This window comes from Priestia sp. FSL W8-0524 (genome assembly GCF_038005965.1).
GTDB classification, from domain to species: Bacteria; Bacillota; Bacilli; order Bacillales; family Bacillaceae_H; genus Priestia; species Priestia zanthoxyli.
In genome coordinates, this window is sequence record NZ_JBBOUG010000001.1 from 2,779,882 (window position 1) to 2,803,681 (window position 23,800).

Genomic DNA, 23,800 nt, shown 5'->3' on the forward strand with positions numbered 1-23,800 from the left:
AAATAATTCAATCTAAAGACGAATAAGTAGGATAAATGATCTGGACTGCTTGTTCCACAGCTGTTGATTTCTGTGCAAGACTTCGCTTTGTCCTCTAATCAACGGCTAGAACGAACTACATACGGGAAACCTACGTTCACCCTACCAATAAAAAATCCGAACGAATTTGATTCTCTATCAAGAGTTCAGCTCGTTCGGATTTTTCTTTAACTACTATACTTTTGTACAGGCACTTTAATACTTACGCAAAAGTGATACTTCAGCTTTTAATAACTCCTGCCGGAACAATCCGTATACTTTGACGATTATCTCTTCCACTTCTTGTGTACTAGCAGCTAGTATTCGAATAGCACATCCGGAAATCGGAAGTGCGGAAGCTCCTGCTTTACAGCCTGCCTCTTCGCACAGCTGATGTACTTTCGCTATAAATGCGTCGTCGGCGTTTGGATGAACAATAATAATTGATCCAAAATGAGTATACCCTTCCATTTTCATCATGCCGCGCAGATGGTTTTCTGGCTTCAAGTATAAGTGATCGTATACCTTCAGCTGCTTGTTTACATACAGTTTCAGCTTGGAACGCATAGAGGTATATTGAAACAGCTGCCCATCCGGCGACCACCCCGGGGTGATGCTGTCACACATAAACAAAGCAGCGTTTTCTGCCATATGGACCGTTATTTCTTGGACAAATGCAGCATTTTCATACAAAATAAGCGGGTCTGGTATATATTCCATGATGGATTGTTCTTCAAGGGTTATGCACGTTTCTTGTAAAACAGCTGCGTTCGGTGTTTTGTACACCTTTGTCGCAGATTGAGTAGTAGCAGTCAGCTGAGCATTTTTCTCGACCGTTATCATCGTTTTGTATTTGTCTCCGCTCACGTATCCCCCGCCTACGTGAAGCATATAAACAAAAGGTGATTCAGGAGTCATGTAAATAGGTCTGGCAACTTTGAAAGCCCCGTAATGATAAGTATCTTTAATAACCGTTCGCTCACTGTTTCTTTCTGCACGAAGCTCTAAATAACCCGTGTAGCTCATGATTCAAGGCCGATTAAAAAGGCCTCTTTTTTGATCCATTCTATCACTTGATTGAGCCCTTTATCTTCTTTTAAATTGGTGAAAACAAAAGGCTTGTGCCCTCTCGCTTGGATTGTATCTTTTTCCATTACTTCTAAACTGGCTCCTACATATGGGGCTAAATCTGTTTTGTTGATAATGAATAAATCAGATTTAATCATTCCTTGACCGCCTTTACGCGGGATTTTTTCTCCTTGTGCTACATCGATGATATAAATTGAAAAATCAACGAGCTCTGGGCTAAACGTTGCGGCTAAATTATCTCCTCCGCTTTCTACAAAAATAAGTTCAACATCGGGGTGACGTTCCACTAACTCATCAATTGCAGCAAAGTTCATGGATGCATCTTCTCGAATAGCTGTATGAGGACATCCTCCTGTTTCTACTCCTACGATACGATTTTCTGGCAAAATACTGTTTTTTACTAGAAACTGTGCATCTTCTTTTGTATAAATATCGTTTGTAATGACTGCCATACTGAGCTGCCCTTCTAGCGCACGCGTTAATCGTTCTACTAACATTGTTTTTCCTGCACCAACAGGTCCACCAATTCCAATTTTAATTGCATCCATTTTTTATGCCTTCATCATTCGAAGGCCTTCCCTCCTTTTTTATGACATGAACAATCGAACATGCAGTTGTTCATGCTGCATTTGAGCAATTTCTAACCCTGGTGTCACGGCACCAAATTCCTCTTGATCTGCTTGCAAAATATGCTGAAGCGCTTGCTGCAGCAGCGGCTGAAAAAGAACGAGCGTTTTTTGCCCATCGGTTTGGCCGATTGGTATGCCGCGAACAGCATTTTGAATTAATGAAGAGATGCTAGCGTACAAATGACTTAAAATTGCCTCTTCTTTTGTAATGTTTAATTGCAGGCTGGCTAATGCAAATACAACAGCAGGATGTCCGTACGCCTTCTTTGCTTTTACTTCACTCATATACTTTTCTAAATAAGAGCCTTGAAATAACTCTAAGCAAAGCTTTAACATGCGCTGGCCCACCCGTCTTGTCCCTTCTCTTGTTTCTTTTGACAAAGCAAGAGCGTATAGTTCATGATCAATTCTCATAATTTCGTTAAACTGGTCACGAACAGCATACTCATAAGCCAGCCTGCATGCTAAGCCGTCCGTATACGTCAGCTGAACATCAAGGTATGTACGAAGCGCTTCTTGAAAGGTTTCTGTGTCGTAAATTTGATTTCGCTGAATATACGTTTCAAAACCAAACGAATGCGAAAATGCACCCGATGGGAAATTTGAATCACATAGTTGAATCAGCGAAAGCAATGAATTAGTCATGACTATGTCCGATATGCTTAAAAGCTTGTTTTACTTTTCTTTTTTCGCGCTTATAGGGAATGTTGAGCTGCTGAAGCAATTCTTCGACTAAATAATCGTACTGTACAAGCATGTCTCCACCTTCAAACTGCGCCGGCAAATGGCGGTTCCCAAGCTGATGAGCAATTTCTCCCATCTGCTGAATATCAATCGGCTGAATGGTCAAAATATCGTCTGCCAGAACTTGCACAACAATCATATTGCTTTCATCCATAAATAGTACATCGCCATCAACTAACTCGCGGTTTTCTTTCAGACGAATTCCGAGTTCCTTACCGTGATCTGTTACAACGCGCTGAACGCGTTTTACTAAGTGATCACTTTCGATATATACCTTTTCTATATGTGGAGCTCGTTTTTCTAATGTTGCTATATTTCCGATAATTTTTTCGATTACCATTTTTTCACCTCAAAATAAAAAGTATCGCTGCGCCATAGGCACAACTTCTGCCGCTTCACATGTAATCATTTGTCCATCTATTTTTACTTCGTACGTTTGGGGATCAACTTCAACCTTGGGCATTTCTCCATTTAACTTCATATCTGTTTTTTTTAACTGACGAATATCTTTTACTGGTTTAAGCAGCTTTTGTAACCCTAGTTTTTCGCCCACTTTGTTCTCATACGCTGCTTTTGACACAAACGTAACGGAGGTTTTAGCTCTTGCTTTTCCACAAGAAGCAAACATCGGACGATATAAGACCGGCTGTGGGGTTGGAATTGAAGCGTTAGGGTCTCCCATTAAGCTGTGAGCAATTAAACCGCCTTTTACAATCAAGTCAGGCTTTATTCCAAAAAACGCTGGCTCCCATAGGACTAAGTCAGCTATTTTCCCTGTTTCTACCGATCCTACGTATTCGGAAATTCCATGAGCGATAGCTGGATTAATCGTATATTTAGCTACATAGCGTTTGACACGTGCGTTATCGCCGACTTCGCTGTCACCATCAATTTTTCCTCGCTGCTTTTTCATCTTATCAGCTGTTTGCCACGTTCGTGTAATCACTTCTCCTACACGTCCCATTGCTTGAGAATCTGAAGAAATCATACTGAATACACCTAAATCGTGTAAAATATCTTCAGCTGCAATCGTTTCTTTGCGAATGCGGGAATCAGCAAAAGCGATGTCTTCTGGTACAGCAGGATCAAGATGATGACATACCATGAGCATATCTAAATGCTCTTCAAGCGTGTTGACCGTATAGGGTCTTGTTGGATTAGTTGATGATGGAAGCACGTTTGGAAAGCTTGCCATTTCCATAATATCAGGTGCATGCCCGCCTCCAGCTCCTTCAGTATGGTAGGTATGAATGACTCGATCACCAATTGCTGCAATCGTATCTTCAACAAAGCCGCCTTCATTTAAAGTATCTGTATGAATCGCAATTTGAACATCGTACTCGTCTGCTACTTGCAGGCTTGTGTCGATGGCAGATGCCGTGGTTCCCCAGTCTTCGTGAAGCTTTAGTCCAATTGCTCCTGCTTTAATTTGTTCAATTAAAGGCTCTTTCGCACTTGCATTTCCTTTTCCTAAAAAGCCAATATTCATCGGAAATGCTTCAGCGGCTTCAAGCATTCGTTCGATATGCCACGCTCCGGGTGTACAAGTGGTAGCCTTTGTTCCTGTAGCAGGTCCTGTTCCTCCTCCAATCATCGTTGTCACGCCAGAGGCAAGGGCGGTTTCAATTTGCTGCGGACAAATGAAATGAATATGCGCATCAATACCGCCGGCGGTTACAATTTTCCCTTCAGCTGCAATTACTTCCGTACTCGCACCAATGATGATGTCTACTTCATCCATCAACAGCGGATTACCCGCTTTTCCAATAGTTTGAATGAGTCCATCTTTTATTCCAATATCTGCTTTATATATGCCTGTATAATCAACGATAATGGCATTTGTCAACACTAAGTCCGCTGCTTCACTTCGCGTTGCAAGAGGGTGCTGCCCCATTCCGTCACGAATCACTTTTCCTCCGCCAAACTTCACTTCATCTCCGTAGGTTGTGAAATCTTTTTCAATTTCAATAAATAGCTCTGTGTCTGCTAAACGAACAGCATCTCCAACGGTTGGTCCAAACATATCTGCATACTGACGTCGCGACATTTGAAAACTCATCTTATGCATCTTCCTTTCTATCAGAAAGCGATCTGTTTGTTTTATTGTTCAGACCGTAAATTTCTCTTGTTCCGGAGAAAGCAACCAGCTCTACTTCTTTTGCATCACCTGGCTCAAAGCGAACGGCTGTACCGGCTGGAATATTTAAATGATAGCCAAGCGCAGCTTCGCGGGGGAATTGGAGCGCGGCATTCACTTCAAAAAAATGAAAATGTGAACCTACTTGAACGGGGCGGTCGCCTCTATTGATTACAGTCACGCTAATCGATTGCTTTCTGTTATTACATGTGATCGGTTCTTTTTTTAAGACGTATTCCCCTGGAATCATATTTTCCCTCCTCTTAACGAACTGGATTGTGAACAGTGACGAGCTTGGTTCCGTCTGGAAAGGTAGCTTCTACTTGAATATCATGAATCATTTCCGGAATACCTTCCATTACATCTTCTCGTTTTAAAATCTTGGTACCTTCTCGCATTAGCTGTGCTACCGTCTTGCCATCGCGAGCTCCTTCCATAATTTCATATGTAATAATCGCTACTGCCTCGGGATAGTTAAGTTTTAATCCTCTTGTCTGACGGCGTCTTGCTAAGTCTGCAGCTACGACAATCATTAATTTTTCTTGTTCTCTCGACGTAAGTTTCAATGAAAGCTTCCTTTCTGCTAATCTATTTTCTTATTAACATCAAATGTGATATTTTCTAACGCAAACACACAACTAATTATATTAAATTTTCTGATAAAAAACAAAGGATTTATATCTTTCGATAAAAAAAGATGAGCATATTTGCTCACCTTTTACTCTTCTGAAATCACTTGTGTTTTCCATTGCTGCAGGTGTTTCCAACCCAGACCTTCAGCTAGCTGACGTTTTGCATAGTCTACTCCTTTTTCAATAGAAGTTTCATAGCCAAATAAATAATAGCGCAAGCCGGCGTTTAATACTACTTGATTATAGACATAAGTCAGTTCGGAAGAAGATTCACCCTCCAAAATGCGCGTCACATATGCCGCTTGTTTTTCAACACTTATTTTCTTTTCAAAGTGTTCCTCTTCCACAAACAGTCCGTATTCTTTTGGATTGACAATAAACGACTCCATCTCTCCTTCTGAAATAGTAAAAACAAAGCTGCTTCTATGTACAGGTACATCTTCAGATCCTTCTATACCTTGCACCACGTATACATGTTTAAACGGGAGCGAAGCAAAAATGGGCACAATTTTGTTAATGGCCGTGCGGTGAAAAGCGCCCATCATTAAAGAAGAAGCATTTGATAAATTTAATAGTTTTTCAACCGTATTAATTAGTGTTCTTACGCCAATTTCATGACGAATTTGTTTGATGCGACTAAGAGGATAAGAGATTGTTTCAGCATTTACAAAGCCAATTTTTAATGTTTCTAACGTATGACCGATGTCTTCAATCGTTTGAGCTTGAGGGATCTGTAATGAATGAAGTACATCTTCAATCGTTGTTCCAAACTTTGGAGGAAGCGCTTCTGTACAGTGTAAAAAAGCTGGCACACCTCTTTCAGCTAATAAAATCGATACAGGAATGGTCGCAAAAAATGAATTTCTCCCTGCATAAGGGCTTGCAAAATCAATTGATTTATCTTTTAACGGCTGAGACAGCGGTATCTCTTTTGTTTTTTCACGAAAAGCATGAACGAATCCCAATAGTTCATCTGCATTTTCGGTTTTAATGCGTTCCGCAATAAAAAAAGCAGCGACCTGAGCATCCGTAGCTTGTCCAGAAGCGATTAAGCGAGCTGCTTCTTTTGCTTGTTCATACGTTAAGTCAGTTGATCCTCTTTTTCCGCGCGCTATTTCTTTGATAAATTGTTGCATATCGTACACTTCCTTTTTAACTGAATATTTGTACATTGTATCACATATTTCCTTTGTTCCTTAGATTATCTTCTATCAGGTACGCAAACTGCTAAAAAATATGAAATTAAAGGAAAAGTACTAGTTCTTTTATAACCTAATATAGTATAATCTATCTGCTATACTATTATTTGGATATTTGGGGGACTTTACAAATGAAAAAAGAGAAACTACTTGTACCATTTATAGCGGGATCCGTTTTAGTAGGAGCATCGGTGACAACGCCTGTTTTTAGTCACTCTGCTTATGCTGCTTCTTCTGTCAGCGTTTATCAAAAAGACGTTAATTCGCTAGCAGATTATTACGCACCATTTTATAAAACCGTAGAAAAAAAGCTAAAAGAAATTGAAGGAATAAAAGATGACGAAAAAGCGTTAGCCGCATATGATCAGCTTGCAGATCAAATTGACCAGTTTCTAACAAAGACCGATAAAAATTACGCGATGAATCATCTTAATTCAGAAGCTGATCAGCTTCAAGGGTATTTATATGATAGTTTAATTGCTCTTTACAATTACATTGTGGATCTTGAAGACTATGCGTATGGAGATGTAAGTGACGCGGAATTTAATAAGATCTCTGCAAATTTTGAAAAAGAAATCAACGCATACAATACGCAATTTCAGCAAAAAGCGAAGAGCTATAAAACGAAGCGAAAAGTAACGTTTAGCGCAAATATGAGTTATTTGCTTGATGAAGATATTCAACCTTCACCAACAGCTCCATCTACACCCGCTGATAGCAATGGCACCTACACGGTGAAAAAAGGAGACACGCTGACAGCAGTCGCTAAAAAGTACGGCATGACGGTAGCTGAATTAAAAAAATTAAACAATTTAAAAACAGATGCGCTAAAAGTTGGACAAGTGCTGAAAGTGAAAAGTGCAAGCGCACCTTCGCCGGCTCCAGCACCTCAAACTTCTGTTAGTACAAAACAGCAGCAAATTGTATCGTATGCTAAAACACTGATCGGAAAGCCATATAAATATGGAGGCACAACACCAAAAGGTTTTGATGTATCAGGGTACACACAGTATGTATATAAAAACGCGGGTTCAACTATTTCTATCCCCCGTACAGTAGCAGATCAGTATAAAAGCGGAACGGACGTAAAGCAAAACAGTCTGCAGGCTGGAGATTTAGTTTTCTTTAAAAACGGCAAATCCGTTTCAGTCGTAGGAATTTACCTAGACAAACAAGAATTCATTTATGTCAGCAGCAAAGGCGTTAAAACGCAATCACTTTCAACAGCGTACTGGAAAAACAGCTATGCGGGCGCAAAGCGTATTATAAAGTAAAAAGAGGTGCCATAAGGCACCTCTTTTGTTTTACTAGCTATGTATTTCTATACTAGACTAGCAATTTTATAAAGAACTTCTTAGTTCATAACCGTGATTTTAACAGATTTTCTTCCGAACTGTTGAGCATCACCTTCAGAAGGAACGAATACATCGATTCGATTGCCTTTAATTGCTCCACCTGTATCGGCAGCTACAGCTTCACCATAGCCTTCTACATAAACTTTCGAACCTAACGGAATAACACTAGGATCAACAGCGATTACTTTTTGGTTTGGATTTGCTTTTAAATCCACTCCTGTAGCAGTTGTACCGCTACATCCAGCACAATTAGCCGTATAGGCAGTTGCTTCAACTGTCATTGATTTGCCGCTGGCTTGTTGTGACGATTCAGCAGGTTGTTGTTGTTTTTGAGCTTGTTCAGCTTGAGCTTGCTGCTGCTCTTTTTGAGCTTGTTCAGCTTGAGCTTGCTGCTGTTCTTTTTGAGCTTGTTCAGCTTGAGCTTGCTGCTGCTCTTTTTGAGCTTGTTCAGCTTGAGCTTGCTGCTGTTCTTTTTGAGCTTGTTCAGCTTGAGCTTGCTGCTGTTCTTCTTGAGTTTGTTCAGCCGGCGCTTGAGCTTGCTGAGTTTCTGGAGCAGCTTGGGCTACTGAAGGGCTTGATTGCTGAGCTTGGCCGTTTGGAGACTGAATTTTTAGTTGTTCGCCAGGATAAATTAAATCTGACTTCAGTCCGTTCCATTCTTTAATTTGATCTACCGTCACGCCGTATTGCTGACTGATGGACCATAATGTATTTCCTTGCTGAACTTTGTGCGTCATTTCTTTTATAGTAGCTACGTTTAATTCTTGATTTGGATAAATAATATTAGATGTTAAGTTATTTGCATCTTTTAGCTCGTCTACGCTCACGCTGTGCTTTTGAGCGACTTTCCATAACGTATCACCTTTTTCTACGTGATACGTTCCGCTTGTAGAAGCAGAAGCTGCACCTACAAATCCCGCTGAAAGGATTGCTGTTGTTCCTAGAGTAAATATAAATTTTTTCATTACGAATACCTCCTTATTTACTCAATGATTGAATGATATCATCCTCACATTTCACAGCCGTTACAGAGCCATGCTACTTTTATTACAAAACTTAACAAAAAGGAACGTTTAAACGTAATATTTCTGATAATTTGGCTATATGATGAAACGTTTCTACTTTTTACTGCTTTTTATTGTTGTTTTAACCAAAATAGTTAAATTTCTCTATCATTGCTGGCTATGCCTCTTCTTTTTTATTGACCATTTAACGGGTATATTAAGTTTTTTCGTAACAAAAAAGAGGTTGGAAATGAATCCAGTCAACTGCTAGAAGGAACTACATAAATGAAACCTATGTTCACCATAACAAAAAAAGCGAACCGCTCATCAAAGATTCTGATGAGCGGTTCGCTTTTCAATTCGGCTAAACTACTTGTGTCCCAGCCTTTTTATTTCTTATTAAATCCTTGCTTTTCAACAAATTCTTTCATATACATACGCTTAGGATTGGAAAGCATTTCAGCCATTTGACCAGTCCATGTGTCTTGGCGTTTGCCATTTGTTCGTTCGTTGTAATAAGCAGAAATTTCTTCGTTATACGTCGTTAATTCTTTTTTCGTCTGCTCATGGTTTGGCTCATATGTTTCTTCATGATACACATGTTTAAATGGTAAGCGCGGCTTTTTATCCGTCATACCCGCTGGATGTCCAACCGTTAGACCAAATAACGGGATTACATGATGAGGCAGTTTTAACAATTTGCTTACTTCTTCTAATTCGTTACGCAAACCGCCAATATAACAAGCTCCAAGTCCCATTGATTCAGCAGCAAGCGTTGCATTTTGCGCAGCAAGGGCAACGTCAATAATAGCTACCATGAACTGCTCTGTGCTTTCGAGCGCTGTCGATAAATCTTTTTTCTCCATTTCTGCAATGACATCATGACGATGAAAGTCAGCGCAAAATACAAAGAAGTGTCCATTTGTTTCTACGTAAGGCTGATTTCCTGCTAATTGGGCAAGCTTTCGCTTCGTTTCTTTATCTTTTACTCCAATAATGGAGTACGCTTGAATATAGCTTGATGTGGAAGCTGCCTGTGCGCTTTCTACAATCGTCTGAATTTGCTCTTCCGACAATGGTTTGTCTTCATATTTGCGAATAGAACGATGATTTAAAATCGTTTCAATAACTGAGTTCATATTATAATCTCCTCGTATATTATATTTAAGCCCTATTTAGGAGCTAAGATCTGTTTCCATATTAATTAATAAACTAAATAACATATTACTTGGACGTCTCAAGATATTTCTAGATAATGATCATAGGATCATTTGGGACAATTCTTCTTTCTCCTGTGGATTAACCACAATGTAAGACTGTTTCTCAGTGAACGCGCGGGACTCCCTACTCGCAGGCTGAGCAGCCTGTCATTCGAACCTAGAGGGTAGTAGCTCTATGGCGGCTTTCGAATGCAGGGGAAGCTCTGATACACGAGGTTGTTGGTCGGCGTACACACTAGAGATATCTCGAGACGTCCAAGGAAATGCCAAGTGATTCTAAATCGAAAGGAGGTCTCTCCCGTGAGATTATTTGTTGGTTTAGATGTAAGTTCGTTTGATATGAAAGTATGCATTTTAAATGGTGAAGGAGAAAAGCTGAATGCCTTTACCGTCACCAATGACTTACCAGGCGCGACGTTGCTTAAAGAGCGTTTATTGGACTGCATAGGCGATCAAGAAGTTGACGTCTTAAAGATTGGCTTAGAATCTACATCGGTCTATAGTTTTCACCCGTCGATGTTTCTCCATCATGATGAAGACTTAAAAGTCTTCGGTGCCAAGGTGTTTGTCATGAACCCTAAACAAATAGCTAATTTTAAGAAAAGCTATTCGGACATGAACAAAACAGATGAAATCGATGCCTTTATCATTGCGGATTACTTACGTTTTGGACGTAACCAGATGTCAGTGGTCAAAGAAAGCCAATACGTGGCCTTACAACAACTGACTCGGTCCCGTTACCAACTCATTCGTATGATGACAAAAGAAAAGCAGCATTTTCTTCAACACCTAAGCTATAAGTGTAATACTTTCTCTCAAGAAGTAGACTCCTCGGTCTTCGGTAACGCAATGATGGAGCTTTTCTTAGAGAAATACAGCTTGGAAGAACTAGCCCACCTACCACTGGAGGAACTAGCAGCATTCCTTCAAGAGAAAGGGAAAAACCGATTTGGTGACCCGAAATGTGTGGCAACCTCCATTCAGAAAGCCGTGCGATCTTCGTATCGCTTGGACAAGGTAGTGGAAGATTCCATGGATGTGATACTTGGGACCTCGATCGAGGTCATTCGCACCTTCCAAAAGCAGATAAAAGAAATTGACAAAGCGATCAAAAAACTGATGGCTGGATTGACACACACGCTTGAATCCATCCCTGGAATTGGTCCCGTATTCGCTGCGGGTATCATAGCTGAAATTGGCCAAATAGACCGGTTTGATGATGAAGCTAAAGTAGCAAAATACGCAGGTCTATACTGGCGAAAGCATCAGTCTGGGCGCTTTACTGCCGAAGACACGTCCCTATCACGTAACGGTAACCACTACTTGCGATATTACTTAGTTGAAGCCGCCAACTCCGTACGAAAGCAAGTTCCAGATTACCGGGATTACTACGTGAAAAAGTACAGTGAAGTACCAAAACATCAACACAAACGTGCACTCGTTCTAACCGCAAGAAAACTCGTGCGATTGGTGGATGCGCTACTACGCAGTCACCAACTCTTTACGCCAGAAAGGGGCGTGAAAATATGACATAAAACTTGTCATCGCTACCTTTCAAATATTTTCCAGTAAATAACATTCGTTACTGGTCTAGTTTCGTGATGCTTTTTTTAAGTAAATTGCCCTTTGATAACTTTACGTTCTTTCATTTTTCAGTTGACATACTACCGCAGGTCTTTTACTTCATTTAACCTTCTACAGATGTTATATCTACAGTTAGTTTATCGAATGTAAAAAGAAATAACCAATGTTCTGCTTAAAATTGATTTTGACTTGTCTCATATCGATACAGCTTAAAGTGATCTGCAAGCACGCGATCTACTTTTACTTCTAAGCTGTCTACATATTCGTCCATTCGTTTTATCAACCGGTTTCGTTTCACATCATTTTCTAAAATGTTCTTAAGCTGCTGTTCAAAGGCTTCAGCATCATTAAGCGGTATCAGCAGCTCTTTTTCTTTTAGATATTCAATGTTAATTTGTTCTTGACCGGGAAGAGATGAATGAATAAAAATAGGTAGTCTCTTATGAAGGGCTTCGCTAATTGTAACGCCTCCTGCTTTTGTGACAATGGCATCTGCTCCTTCATATAAATCATTCATTTTCTCTCTTGATTTTACATACGGGACCGCTTTAACTTTCGGGTGGTTTAGTTTCACTAGTTCTTGATACAACTTTTTATTTTTTCCACACAGCACATAATACATATACGTACAGTTTTGCGGAAGCTGCTGAAGCATTTTGCGTACATTCCCAAGGCCCGAATTTCCGCCGGCAATCAGGATATGCTTCTGTGGCATGAGATGGTCAATCCGTCTTTTTAAAAACGCTTTATGAACGGGAATGCCCGTTACATAAATAGAAGACTCTTTTACACCGTGAACGTTTTGTAGAAATGCTTTCGTATCCTGATCAGGCACGCAGTGAAGCTCGATTCCATTTTTACCCCATACGTCGCTTACTAAGAAGTCGGTGTATACGTTTATAATAGGAAGATCAATGATTCCTTTTTCTTTTAAGCCGCTTAATACACAGGAAGGAAAGCTGTGTGTGCAAACAATGACGTCGGGCTGCTCTGCATCAATTAATTTCTTCATATGATATTCGATAATCGGCCACTTTTTCACGACAAAATCATCCATCGTATGGTCGTTTTTTTTGTATACATGCCCGTAATAAAATTTTTCAAACTGCTTTGGAAAAACAGAAATCCATTTCATGTATATCGATGAAATCATTTGTTCAAGCGGTTTGCTCCAATAGCTTAAACAATCAATTTTTTGACAAATAACGTGAGAAAAACGTTCCATGATGGCATCCATAACGGCGTCTGCTACTTGGTGATGACCAGATGGCATCTGAAAAAGCGGCAAGAACAGAACCTTCCTCATTGACCATCCCTCCTCTCAAGACGTTTTCGGTTTCTTTTTCTTTTTATAAGTAAATAAATAACAAAAAAAGCTACAGCTCCCATAATGATATACGAAATATGAATCCGGTCTCCTACATAGTAACCTAGAACGAGAAAAGAAAGGACCCATACTAGACTGCCTACCACCGATAACAGCAAATAAAGCAAAAACGGATAGCGACTTATTCCTGCCATATATGGGCTAATTTGACGTAAGCCTGGAATATATAAACCAAATAAAATGGTCCATATCCCATATTTATGGTAGCTGCCGCTTGCCGCTTCAATTTTCTCTTTGGTTAACCCTACGTATTTTCCGTATTTATCAAAAAATGGGGTTCCCGCATACCTTCCTAGCCCGTAAGCAGTAAGCATTCCAGTTATAACACCTAAAAAAGCAAAAAGAGATGATTCGTATAAGTTCAGCTGATGTTTGGCAATAAACATGCCTAATAATATTAAAAATGATTCTTCAGGCGCTGGAATTCCAACGATCCCACAAAAAAGTACAAGTAAAATAACAATATAACCATAGGAATGTATATACTGAGAAATAATTGTTAAGTCCACTGCTCGCTCCTCTATTTACGATTGATTCATCAATTGCTGCATGGTTATACTTTCATACCCTTGCTGTTTTAAGTAAGGTAAAAATTCTTCTAACGCCGCAATCGTCATTTCAGGTGCTTTTTCATCTGCTCCCGGGGTATCTCCATTATCGTGTAAAACAAAAATGGCTCCATCTTCTACTTTACGCATTAGTTTTTGAACTAATGCCGTTTTCGTTGTTTTTAGTGTCCAATCCTGAAAGATTCCTGTCCAGATCACGAGGTGATATGGCTTGGCCATTAATAAACTGCTCATATTTAAATGTCCCCACGGCGGACGATAAAAAAGCGGCTTTTGATTTGTTACTTTCTCTATAACCTGTGCACATTGATGAATGTGTCTTTTTAATTGCCAAGGTGTTTGCGTCCATGCACTCACGTGACGATGATGATGTATAGCTACTTCATGTCCTTCATCAATCATCCTGTTTAAAATAGACGGGTGTTTTTCCCCTAGTTCTCCCACAATAAAAAAAGTAGCTTTCATTTCATGCAGTTTGAACAAGTCCAAAATTTTTGGCGTATAAACAGGATGAGGCCCATCGTCAAATGTTATAGCTATTTTATGCTTTTTTGCCCCTTTTATTATGACTGATGAATGATAGCGACGGTAAAGGGTTTGCGAAATAATGGTATATACACATATAACCATTAGAACGAAAAGTAAAACAATAAAAAAACGAGTCATATGCTTTTAACCATCCTTTTGAATTTAAATCCTGCATTTATTATAACGGTTTACTCAGACTTTGGTTTCATTTTTTTGTGATAGAAGCCAGGAATTTTAAAATAATTTGATACTTTACCTAAAAATAGCTGTTCTGCAAGGATATACCGGAAATAAAATGATATCATAAAATTTCCCTTCATTCAGTAAAAAAAGTACTTTTTACCATTTATATCTATCTTTTGTATGATAACTGTCCTTGTTTTTTGAAAATAAAAAAACTTCCCGCACGAGTGCGGAAAGTTTTGAAATTAAAATTTTGACCGATACCATTTTTCAGCTGCTTCAATTTCTGTTCGTGTTAACTGATGTCCAAATGATTCCCAATGGACCTGTACGTCCGCTCCGGCTTTTTCTAAAAGAGCAGAAAGTTCTTCCGTTTCTGATGCTGGGCAAATAGGATCGTTTGTACCTGCGCCGATAAAGATAGAGGCGTCGGTCTTAGGCACTTCAATTCCTCTTCTTGGAACCATCGGATGAAGAAGAGCCGCCCCTTTTAAAGAATTCTCATAATGAAACAGCAAACTTCCTGCAATATTGGCACCATTTGAGTAGCCTACAGCTACGATGTTGTATCGGTCGAATGAATATGTTTCAGCCGCTTCATCTAAAAATTGATGAAGTTCTTTTGTACGTTCAATTAAATCTTCTATATCAAATATTCCTTCTTGTAAACGTCTAAAGAAACGGGGCATTCCGTTTTCTAGTACATTTCCTCTTACAGATAATACGGAGCAAGAGGAATCAATCAGATCTGCAACAGGGAGCAGATCTTGTTCTGTACCTCCTGTACCATGCAACAGCAATAAAGTCGGTTTCGTCTCGTCCGTTCCTTTTTTAAAAATATGTTTCACGTATATCCACTCCTTTTAAATATCTCGAATTAAAGATAATTTTATTATAAGAACTTTCGAAGCATTTGTAAAGGAACTACTGTCAAAGAAATACCTGTATGTTTTGCTGGCAGTATCACATAATACTGAATAACTTCATATGGCCATTGCTCATATGCAGCTAGGTATTTAATTCGTTTGACTTACAGCGGGTAAAGAAATATTCCACTTTTATCTAAGTGCTCCCGTCAAAAGGTGGATAATAATTAAAACTCGCCCGTCCTCCTTCGTATAAAAAGTGCCCTAGTCTGATAAATTAGTTAATTTTTTCTTTATTTCGTTACTTTCAACAGATATCAGCATTTATACCCGAGCGTATTAAATCGTATTTCTTATACGTGTTATAACAACTTTTTTCTATGAGAAACAGAACGTAAAATACCCCCTTGGTTTTTCATAAAGGGGAACAAAGCCCCGAATGGTGCTTTATACGACTTTATTTGACAAACACAAATTTATGGGTAAACTAAGTTCAGATGATTGTATTTCACTTTGTTTCAGTTTAATAAAAAAACGAAGCATCTGCGAGTAAGCAAAAAATAACTGCGTAAAGAGCTATTTATGTCAATCATCTTATACCCTAAAAACTTACCTGCACTTGAATAATAGCCTTTATTAAACTTAGCGCGTCAGCTTGTAAACGTTAATACTTTATCACCCTTCTCTTTGTTAAAAGATTGAATGGGTCAACAAACTTCAGCATTCTTTACATAACGACCTTGTAAAGACGAAGAATGTAGCTATGTGTGAACATGGAATTATTACTTAGTGGAGTGAACCAACATGAGGAAATTTATTTTAGCCTTTTTAGTCGTTGTTTTAATTGTAATGCTAGGAGTTACCTATGTATTAAAGCAATTTCAGCAAACGGCTGATTTATCTTACTCGAAACTGCAGTCGGTTCAAAGTACGGTAGTCTATGACAAAAATGACCGTAAGATTGACGAATTGTATAAAACCGTTCCCCGTCAAAATGTTTCGAGCAATGAAATTCCCGATTATGTAAAAATGGCGTTTGTTGCAACGGAAGACCGTCGCTTTTACAAGCATTTTGGGATTGATTTACAAGGTATTGGCCGCGCCCTTTTTAAGAACATTGTAACAATGAGTAAAGCTGAAGGCGCAAGTACCATTACGCAGCAGTTAGCAAGAAATCTTTACTTATCTAGTGATAAGACCATTAAACGTAAAGTAGATGAAATGTTTCTATCACTAGGCTTAGAAAGACAATTTACAAAAGATCAAATTTTGGAATTATATTTAAATCAAATTTATTTCGGAAGCGGTGTATACGGTATTGGTGCAGCTTCTCAGATTTATTTTAATAAGCCTGTATCCGATTTAACCGTAGGCGAAGCTGCGCTTTTAGCAGGACTCCCAAAAGCGCCGAGTACGTATTCACCAAGCAATAGCACAGAAAAAGCAACAGCCCGACGAAACGTTGTATTGAAACTGATGCATGACCAAAATGTTATTAGCGATACTCAGTATCAGCAAGCGTTAAACGAACGTGTAGTCGAGCCTAGTATTCCGGTTAAAAAACCGAACTCAAATCAAGCATTTATTGATTATGTAATTAAAGAAGCTGCTCAACAGTATGGCGTATCTGCTGATGACCTTTATAAGGGTGGTTATGCCATCTATACAGATTTAGATCCTAATTTACAGGAATCGATTAATAACTCTGTAGCAAATCATACGTTCCGAGATGATGCCATCAACAGTAAAGTAGAGGTTGGGATTTCAGCTGTCAACCCTAAAACAGGCGGGATTTCAGCGATGTATGGAGGACGCAGCTATGAGCGAAACGGCTTAAACCGTGCTACAAGCGGCTATCAGCTTGGTTCAGCTATTAAGCCTTTAGCCGTATACGGTCCAGCCTTAGAAACTGGAGATTATACACCAACTTCACTCTTAAGTGACGAACGACAAGACTTTGGCGGTGGATATAGCCCTAAAAACGCAGAAGGTGAATATCAAAAGCATGTGACAATGCGTGAAGCACTTACTCGTTCACTTAACGTTCCAGCTGTTTGGCTTTTAAAACAAATTGGTATTGATACAAGCGTAAAATTCATGGAAAAAGCTGGACTTCCTCTTGAAGATGACGATAAGTCAAAATTAGGACTTGCTCTTGGAGGAACGACGACAACGTTCTCTCCCCTTCAGTTAGCACAAGGATATACAACCTTCGCTAACAAAGGCGTCATGACTAAGCCGTACGCAATTCGAAAAATTGAGATGCGCGACGGTGAAGTGAAAAAGCCAGACATTCAGACAGAGCGAGTAATGAGTGAAGAAAATGCGGATACAATGACATCCATGCTGCAAGACGTAATTGAAAAAAGCTATGGAACAGGTGTTAACGCTCGTTCTTCACGAGATGCTGCAGGTAAAACCGGTACAACCAACGACGTCAAAGATGCTTGGTTTGTCGGGTATACCGATGATGCAGTCGTTTCTATCCACGCTGGCTTTGATAATGCTAATTCTACGCAAACAACGAAATACTTATCAGGCGGCGGCGGACAAGACCCTGCTACACTGTTTAGCTCAATTATGAATAACTGGTAACCAAAAAACCTCCAACTTCACTGTTGGAGGTTTTTTTAAGATAAATGCGTTTTATGCTTAAGTGAAAAAAAGGAAACGTTAATGACTTTGCAAATCGTTACATAATGCAGAACGGTCAAAACAACCACGCCACAGTTCATCCCGATAATAATTCCCTGCATGCCAATATTTGTTTGTGATCCTAAGAAAAACATCAGGGAAAAAGAGACAATATGAGACCAAATCGTATGATAAAAAGCATCTTTTACATAGCCGAGTCCAATTAAATAAGCTTGAAGCGGGACGGCAAAGAAGTGAAAAAGAAAATACGGCCATAAAGCCTTTAGATAGTACACGGCTTCTGTAGAATGAAAAAACAAGTTAGTAAGCGGCTCAGCAAAGAAATACATCGCCACTATAGACGGAATCCCATATAAAAATGTCATTTGCATACTTTGAGTCAAAAGTCTTTGAAGCTGTTCTTCCTGATTTTTCGCATGAGCTTCAGATACAGCAGGTATGAGTGCTACTAAAAGAGAGTGAGCAAAGAAAGCCGGAAAAAAGCCGATCGACATCGCTACCCCTGTTAGCATACCAAAATGCTGCGTTGCCCCGGTTAACGTCATGCCCGATAAAACGAGCGCGTGTTTGATTAAAAACGGCTGAATAGCATTACATACCGCATTAAATAAACGCAGTCCCGTGGTCGGAAGTGAGACGCCTAACAGCTTTTTCCGAATCTCACTTGGAGAAAGCAGAGGCCTGTGCCCTCTTGATAAAACACTTAACTGAGTAACATACGTGATAAAAAAATAAAGCAAAATAACAGCTTCGGTTCCAATCAGTGTACAAATCGCAATAAACAGAGACATTTTAACATCTGTGAAAGCGAACATTTGAAAAACAACAAATAAAATAGTTAGCTGAAAGGCTTTGCGAATAAAATTAGACACAGCGATGGTCGTCATATTATTTTTACCCGTAAAATATCCACGAAGCACCGCTGAAAATGAAACAACCGGAATGAAACATAGTACAACCCATTTCAAGTAAGGATGATAGTGACTGAAAAATGGAAAGGCTGCTAATACGGCCAGTGTAATAAAAAAGATCCCCAAGCTCACAGCAGTCGCAAAAATGGTGGCATGCTTCATCATATGCTGATGTTCTTTGCGATGATGTTCAGCAAGAAATTTAGAAATAGAAATAGGCAGTTCTAAGTTGGCTACGGTGGCAATAAGAAAAATGATAGGAAGAACAGTCATGTACATGCCCATGCCTTCCCTTCCTAATTCTCTAGCAAGTACCATATTTACAAGAAATTCAATTAACTCTCCTGCAAAGGCAGCACCTGCTAGAATAAACGTTCCTTTCAAAAAAGTGTTCATCTCGTTATCTCCTCTATCTCCCGTCCTTTTTCATCACTACCTCTTCTCTCTATGTATATGACAAGCCCAATACGAATTATTTGTCTAATTGTATTTTTTCGGTGTACAAGTTCTTGTATAATGTTCAACCTATGTGAAAAAAAACCGTTATATACCTTTTTTACATAGGAAATTCATTCATTTCTTATCTTTTGGCTCTTGAAACTTACATAGAAAAACAGGAGACTGAATGAACCTGCCGATTGCTAAAGGAAATAGAGCATGTTGTTTTAATGTAACAAATTTACATATTAGTTAAGCGTCTTTATTCATCATTTTCTGGGGATGCACTTCTTTTTTTGATACCGAGGCGTTTTTGCCTAGCACAACCGAAAAGACAACAATTATTGCTATAGCAAGAGTAAAAAGTGTAATTGATTCGCCTAGAAATAGAGCTGCAAACAGAATCATTAAAAATGGCTGCAAATATTGAACCTGGCTAACTCTGGCTATTCCCCCCATAGTCATTCCGCTGTACCAAGCAACGTATGCTAAAAATTGACTCACGACTGATAGATAAATCAAACTAACCCACGCTTTTAAAGGCGCATGAAGCATTTCAGTTGTAATGCTTAGTCCCACTGGAATCATAAAAAATGGCGCACCGATGATAATGGCCCAAGCAATTACCTGCCAGCTGCCTAATTCTCTTGCTAACACCCCTCCTTCTGCGTAGCTCAGTCCAAGTATCAGCACCGCTGCTAGTAGAGCGGCATCGGCAAACTGCAGTTGACCAAATCCGAGGTGAAGAGCATACACGATAACAGCTGCAGAACCAATCATGCTTGATATCCAGAATTTGAAAGAAGGACGTTCACCTCCTCTAAACATCGCAAAACCGGCTGTGGCTAATGGTAAAAGAGCGAGTTCAACCGCTCCGTGAGAAACAGGCAATGATTTCATTGCCCAGGAAGTGAGCAGAGGAAACCCTAAAACTGCGCCTAAAGCAACGATCAGCAGACTTTTAAATTGGCGAAGAGAAGGAAATTTTTCTTTTCGTACAATCAATATCACAGCTACTAAGATAGCAGCTATAGCTGTTCTTCCTAAACCGGCGACTGTCGTTCCGAAATACTCGACTGCAACACTTGTAGAAGGAAGGGTTAAGCTAAAACAGATAACGCCTACTACCCCTAACAATAAGCCGATTTTCTCTCTCGTTTCTTTTTGCATCTTACCCTACCCCTGTCTTTTTATTTTTCAGAACTGTACCATTTTTCTAAAAAAAGTTCTGATATAATTAAAAGGATAGCGCAGGACAACTAGTAAAATAAATCATTCTTTTACCTAACTGTACGGGTACAAATTAAAGGAGTAGGACCTATGAGTTTGAAATATCTAAAAATCATGGAAGAAATTAAGCTTGGCCTAGCAAATGGATCGCTTATTGCAGGTGGTAAACTCCCTTCTGTTCGCCGACTCTCCCACCATTTTTCGTGCAGCAAGAATACCGTTATTAAAGCGTACAGCGAATTAGAAAAAGAGCATTTAATTTATTCTGTTCCTAAAAGCGGCTACTACGTTGTGGCAGAATTTCAACATAGGACGAATGAAAATGAAGTGATTGATTTCTTGTCTGCTGGTCCAGATAAAAACGTTATGCCTTATCTTGAATTTCAGCATTGTATAAACCAAGCAATTGAACACTACAAAGAAGAGCTTTTTACATACTCTGATCAACAAGGCTCTTACTCATTGCGGGTACAGTTAGTGAAACACTTGCAGAGCCTACAGGTGTTCACTCAAGCTGAAAGGTTAGTTGTTGTATCTGGGTCTCAGCAAGCTCTTCACTTATTAGTTTCTATGCCATTTCCAAATGGAAAAAATAATATCCTGATTGAACAGCCCACTTATTTCGGTTTTATCGAGTCTCTTACCCTGCACCAAGCTACTACTTTTGGGATCGAGCTATCGATGGAAGGGATTGATCTTGATCGTTTGGAGTACATTTTTCGAAATAATGACATAAAATTTTTCTATATTATTCCAAGATTCCATAATCCTCTTGGACATTGTTATACAAATTTCGAGAAGAAAAAAATCGTGGAGCTGGCCGAAAAATACGATGTATATATAGTCGAGGATGACTTTTTGGGCGACCTTGATCCCGATGCAAAATCAGATCCTTTATTTTCTTTTAATCCTTCTGGACGAGTCATTTATATTAAAAGCTTTTCAAAAATTTTTCTTCCTGGGTTACGCATTGCTGCTATCGTGCTTCCTTCGTTAATGAATAGCAACTTTTTACGATATAAATTCAGTTCAGATTTTAATAGTTCAGCGCTTTCCCAAGGCGCTCTTGAAATTTATTTAAAAAGCGGCATGTTTACTAGTCATCTTAAAAAGATAAAAGAGGTATACCATACCAAAATGCAAACTCTTGTAGAAGCATGTGATTCACTGCTGCCCGCTCATACACATTTTTCTAAGCCGCCTTCAGGATTCTATTTATCCATTAGTTTGCCTGAGCATGTGAAAGCAAAACAGATCGTCCACATGCTAAACGAGCAGCACATATATGTTGATGATGCTTCTAGATTTTTTTTACCAGAATATAAACGAGACACGCTTCTCCGATTAAGCATCTCACAAGTAAATAAGAATACGATCAAACGAGGGATTGAACAGCTGGCTCAGTGCATTACTTTAATTGATGATAGAAAACATCATCCTATTCCTAATAACCTTTTCCCCTTGTAGAATGGGAATTTAACGGACATACTAAACGAAAAGAAGCCAAGGAATTAGCATCCTTGACTTCTTTTATTTAACCGTAACGGTTATAAGAGGCATGTTATGCGTCCCTTTTGCAGAAACATGTGACTGCACGGTATATGTGCCAGGCTCAGAGAAAGATGTTTGTATCTCATATACACCTTTTCCTATTTGTTTAGGCTTTAACATCTTCCCTTTCCCTTCGCCATCTTTTTTCTCTATTTCAAATTCAATCATTTCAACGTCATCATTTTTTACTTTTTCGTCTCCATATGTAACTTCGGCTTTGTAGATACCGTTTTCATTTTTCTGTAACTTCTCTGGGCCTTGAAGGTTTACGTCCAACGGTTTTGGCTGCTCAGCATTTGTGCTTTGAGCAGGTTCCTGACCACAGGCTGTTAAAAGTAAACAAAGACTGATTATAGATATACTTATTCTTTTTTTCATGTATTCATCTCCTTTTTAAACCCTTTGTTTAACTATAACGCGTATTGCAAAGAAAAAAATGAATTTTTTTAAAAAAGAAGGATTTTTAAAGATTTTTTAAGAAAAAAAGTTCATACTGATACTAACTAGTTTTTTCCAAGGAGGAAGAAAATGAATTCCGCTAAATCTCCAGCTAAAAAATCATGGCTACAGACGTTAATCAAAAATAAAAGTGAGCGTAAAAAAGTGATCTTTATCTTTACTATCTCTTTTTTACTAGTTGTAGCAGGGCTTATTTACGTCCCTATTTATAAACATTCCCTTCCGCTTGATTCTAAAATATACGAAGGGAATTTTAAAGAGCTTGGTTCTATCGCACGAATTGGTTTCTTTGCAGCTTTAGCTATTTATCCTATCTTTTTATTATTAAAATGGAAACCGATATCGCAAATTAAAAAAGGAAAGTTTGAGTTAAAACCGCTTATTCAGTTTTTAGCCAAGTACGTTCGTCAGTGGCACGTTCCCGTTGCCCTTATATCAACTGCTTTGATTATTTTACATGGTTATATGGCTTTGATAAAAGGATTTCAAGCAAATTTTACGTACTTTTCAGGAATTATCACGATGGCTGTTCTAGCTTGTCTGCTCGTGATGGGCGTGAAGCGCTATAAGCGTACAGATAAAAAGTGGCATCTTAAATTTGCTATCTCTTTTTTGGTTTTGTTTATGATTCACGCTACCTTTTCATAACTTGCCATTGTTTAAAGTTTTTTTATATAGGGTACAGTTCACAATGAATACATGATATGTATCACTATACGTTTTACATCATTTAGGAGGTATAAACATGGCAAGAGTGTTAGCTGTATTATCAAGCGGATACGAAGAGAAAGATTATCACACAGGTTGGTGGGCAGAAGAATTATTTGCTCCGCTGCAAAAGCTTGAGAACGCAGGACACACCGTTGACTTAGCCTCACCTTTTGGAGGTAAGCCGGAACTAGACGTTCGAAGTATTTCAGAAGACTTTGATCCAGACGGAACGTATAAGAAATTATATGAGTCAGGAAGAGCGGATCAGACAATGAAACTTGAAGAAGTAGATGCTGAGAACTATGACGTTATCTTAGTAGTAGGCGGCCACGGCGCTATGTTTGACTTAGCAAAAAATGTGGACTTGCATGCACTTATGAACAAAGTGTACGACAACGGAGGTATTTTAGCAGCTGAGTGTCACGGACCTTCTGTGTTTGCTTTCTTGAAAGGATCCGATGATGAACTTTTAATTAAAAGACTAGACGTAACCGGTTATCCTGATGAAATTGAACCGGAAGAAGTACTTCCCTTTTTACCATACAGTTTAGAACAAGAACTTCGTGAAGTGGCTAATTACATCCCTGAGATGGATAAAAAAGCATATGCTGTTTGGGCAAATGATCAAATTGTCACAAGCCGAGATCCTTTTTCTTCTGAGTTAATGGGTGATGAATTAGTTAAAAAGCTAAATAAATAAA

At 39.0% G+C, this 23,800-nt stretch carries 23 protein-coding genes; 6 read left to right on the forward strand and 17 right to left on the reverse strand.

The annotated features are described in order from the left end of the window. Positions 1-234: 234 nt before the first annotated feature. The 8 genes from NST66_RS14165 to NST66_RS14200 all read right to left on the reverse strand — a co-directional run bounded on the left by NST66_RS14165 (position 235) and on the right by NST66_RS14200 (position 6,385). Positions 235-1,044, reverse strand: a complete 810-nt coding sequence (locus tag NST66_RS14165) for an urease accessory protein UreD (RefSeq protein WP_048019020.1) — start codon at positions 1,042-1,044, stop codon at positions 235-237. Continuing rightward, positions 1,041-1,655, reverse strand: a complete 615-nt coding sequence (gene ureG / locus NST66_RS14170) for an urease accessory protein UreG (protein ID WP_028412821.1) — start codon at positions 1,653-1,655, stop codon at positions 1,041-1,043. The genes NST66_RS14165 and ureG overlap by 4 nt, the downstream gene beginning before the upstream one ends. A gap of 39 nt (positions 1,656-1,694) precedes the next feature. Continuing rightward, entirely contained in the window at positions 1,695-2,381 is a 687-nt protein-coding gene (locus NST66_RS14175; protein WP_028412820.1) for an urease accessory protein UreF, read from the reverse strand. Then, positions 2,374-2,820: an urease accessory protein UreE gene (gene ureE, locus NST66_RS14180; protein ID WP_028412819.1), complete on the reverse strand. Its 447-nt coding sequence runs from the start codon at positions 2,818-2,820 to the stop codon at positions 2,374-2,376. Before ureE ends, NST66_RS14175 begins: the two co-directional genes overlap by 8 nt. Before the next feature lie 9 nt (positions 2,821-2,829). After that, positions 2,830-4,539, reverse strand: coding sequence for an urease subunit alpha (gene ureC / locus NST66_RS14185; protein ID WP_033579445.1), 1,710 nt, complete (start codon positions 4,537-4,539; stop codon positions 2,830-2,832). Position 4,540: 1 nt separating this feature from the next. Then, on the reverse strand, positions 4,541-4,867 hold the full coding sequence (locus NST66_RS14190; RefSeq protein WP_340843438.1) for an urease subunit beta: 327 nt from the start codon (positions 4,865-4,867) through the stop codon (positions 4,541-4,543). Positions 4,868-4,880: 13 nt separating this feature from the next. Beyond that, positions 4,881-5,183: an urease subunit gamma gene (locus tag NST66_RS14195; RefSeq protein WP_340843439.1), complete on the reverse strand. Its 303-nt coding sequence runs from the start codon at positions 5,181-5,183 to the stop codon at positions 4,881-4,883. 152 nt (positions 5,184-5,335) lie between these two features. Next, positions 5,336-6,385: an anthranilate phosphoribosyltransferase gene (locus tag NST66_RS14200; RefSeq protein WP_033579447.1), complete on the reverse strand. Its 1,050-nt coding sequence runs from the start codon at positions 6,383-6,385 to the stop codon at positions 5,336-5,338. A gap of 194 nt (positions 6,386-6,579) precedes the next feature. Between NST66_RS14200 and NST66_RS14205 the strand changes: the two genes are divergently transcribed. Then, complete coding sequence (locus NST66_RS14205) at positions 6,580-7,722, forward strand: C40 family peptidase (protein WP_340843440.1); 1,143 nt, start codon at positions 6,580-6,582, stop codon at positions 7,720-7,722. A gap of 80 nt (positions 7,723-7,802) precedes the next feature. On the opposite strand, the gene NST66_RS14210 is transcribed toward NST66_RS14205, so the two are convergent. Beyond that, positions 7,803-8,768 carry a 3D domain-containing protein gene (locus NST66_RS14210; RefSeq protein WP_080974263.1) on the reverse strand — a complete coding sequence of 322 codons (966 nt, stop codon included), beginning with the start codon at positions 8,766-8,768 and terminating at the stop codon, positions 7,803-7,805. A gap of 428 nt (positions 8,769-9,196) precedes the next feature. Continuing rightward, positions 9,197-9,946 (reverse strand): oxygen-insensitive NADPH nitroreductase, encoded by a 750-nt coding sequence (gene nfsA / locus NST66_RS14215; protein ID WP_028412813.1) that lies wholly within the window; start codon positions 9,944-9,946, stop codon positions 9,197-9,199. A gap of 381 nt (positions 9,947-10,327) precedes the next feature. Between nfsA and NST66_RS14220 the strand changes: the two genes are divergently transcribed. Then, entirely contained in the window at positions 10,328-11,557 is a 1,230-nt protein-coding gene (locus NST66_RS14220) for an IS110 family transposase (protein ID WP_050691787.1), read from the forward strand. A 226-nt stretch (positions 11,558-11,783) separates the two neighbouring features. On the opposite strand, the gene NST66_RS14225 is transcribed toward NST66_RS14220, so the two are convergent. From NST66_RS14225 to NST66_RS14240, 4 genes are all read right to left on the reverse strand, one after another. Beyond that, complete coding sequence (locus tag NST66_RS14225) at positions 11,784-12,917, reverse strand: MGDG synthase family glycosyltransferase (RefSeq protein WP_028412812.1); 1,134 nt, start codon at positions 12,915-12,917, stop codon at positions 11,784-11,786. Continuing rightward, a complete protein-coding gene (locus NST66_RS14230) occupies positions 12,914-13,507 on the reverse strand; it encodes a DedA family protein (RefSeq protein WP_028412811.1) in 594 nt (197 codons plus the stop codon). Before NST66_RS14230 ends, NST66_RS14225 begins: the two co-directional genes overlap by 4 nt. Before the next feature lie 15 nt (positions 13,508-13,522). Then, on the reverse strand, positions 13,523-14,233 hold the full coding sequence (locus NST66_RS14235; protein WP_098625840.1) for a polysaccharide deacetylase family protein: 711 nt from the start codon (positions 14,231-14,233) through the stop codon (positions 13,523-13,525). A 290-nt stretch (positions 14,234-14,523) separates the two neighbouring features. Further along, on the reverse strand, positions 14,524-15,126 hold the full coding sequence (locus NST66_RS14240; protein WP_340843441.1) for an alpha/beta hydrolase: 603 nt from the start codon (positions 15,124-15,126) through the stop codon (positions 14,524-14,526). An 822-nt stretch (positions 15,127-15,948) separates the two neighbouring features. Between NST66_RS14240 and NST66_RS14245 the strand changes: the two genes are divergently transcribed. After that, positions 15,949-17,739: a transglycosylase domain-containing protein gene (locus NST66_RS14245; RefSeq protein ID WP_310883920.1), complete on the forward strand. Its 1,791-nt coding sequence runs from the start codon at positions 15,949-15,951 to the stop codon at positions 17,737-17,739. A 35-nt stretch (positions 17,740-17,774) separates the two neighbouring features. Here NST66_RS14245 and NST66_RS14250 read toward each other — a convergent pair whose 3' ends face one another. Both NST66_RS14250 and NST66_RS14255 read right to left on the reverse strand, forming a co-directional pair. Beyond that, a complete protein-coding gene (locus NST66_RS14250) occupies positions 17,775-19,106 on the reverse strand; it encodes a polysaccharide biosynthesis protein (protein WP_013057669.1) in 1,332 nt (443 codons plus the stop codon). Positions 19,107-19,400: 294 nt separating this feature from the next. Further along, entirely contained in the window at positions 19,401-20,318 is a 918-nt protein-coding gene (locus NST66_RS14255; RefSeq protein WP_340843442.1) for a DMT family transporter, read from the reverse strand. 150 nt (positions 20,319-20,468) lie between these two features. Here NST66_RS14255 and NST66_RS14260 point away from each other — a divergent pair, with 150 nt between their 5' ends. Then, the gene (locus NST66_RS14260; protein ID WP_033579453.1) at positions 20,469-21,845 is read left to right on the forward strand and encodes an aminotransferase-like domain-containing protein; all 1,377 of its coding nucleotides are present in this window, start codon (positions 20,469-20,471) and stop codon (positions 21,843-21,845) included. 63 nt (positions 21,846-21,908) lie between these two features. Here NST66_RS14260 and NST66_RS14265 read toward each other — a convergent pair whose 3' ends face one another. Then, the gene (locus NST66_RS14265) at positions 21,909-22,307 is read right to left on the reverse strand and encodes a FixH family protein (protein ID WP_034270096.1); all 399 of its coding nucleotides are present in this window, start codon (positions 22,305-22,307) and stop codon (positions 21,909-21,911) included. 150 nt (positions 22,308-22,457) lie between these two features. Here NST66_RS14265 and NST66_RS14270 point away from each other — a divergent pair, with 150 nt between their 5' ends. Both NST66_RS14270 and NST66_RS14275 read left to right on the forward strand, forming a co-directional pair. Next, a complete protein-coding gene (locus NST66_RS14270) occupies positions 22,458-23,036 on the forward strand; it encodes a hypothetical protein (protein ID WP_028412804.1) in 579 nt (192 codons plus the stop codon). Between the two features lie 97 nt (positions 23,037-23,133). Beyond that, on the forward strand, positions 23,134-23,799 hold the full coding sequence (locus NST66_RS14275) for a type 1 glutamine amidotransferase domain-containing protein (RefSeq protein ID WP_311264681.1): 666 nt from the start codon (positions 23,134-23,136) through the stop codon (positions 23,797-23,799). The last annotated feature ends 1 nt before the right edge of the window (position 23,800 follow it).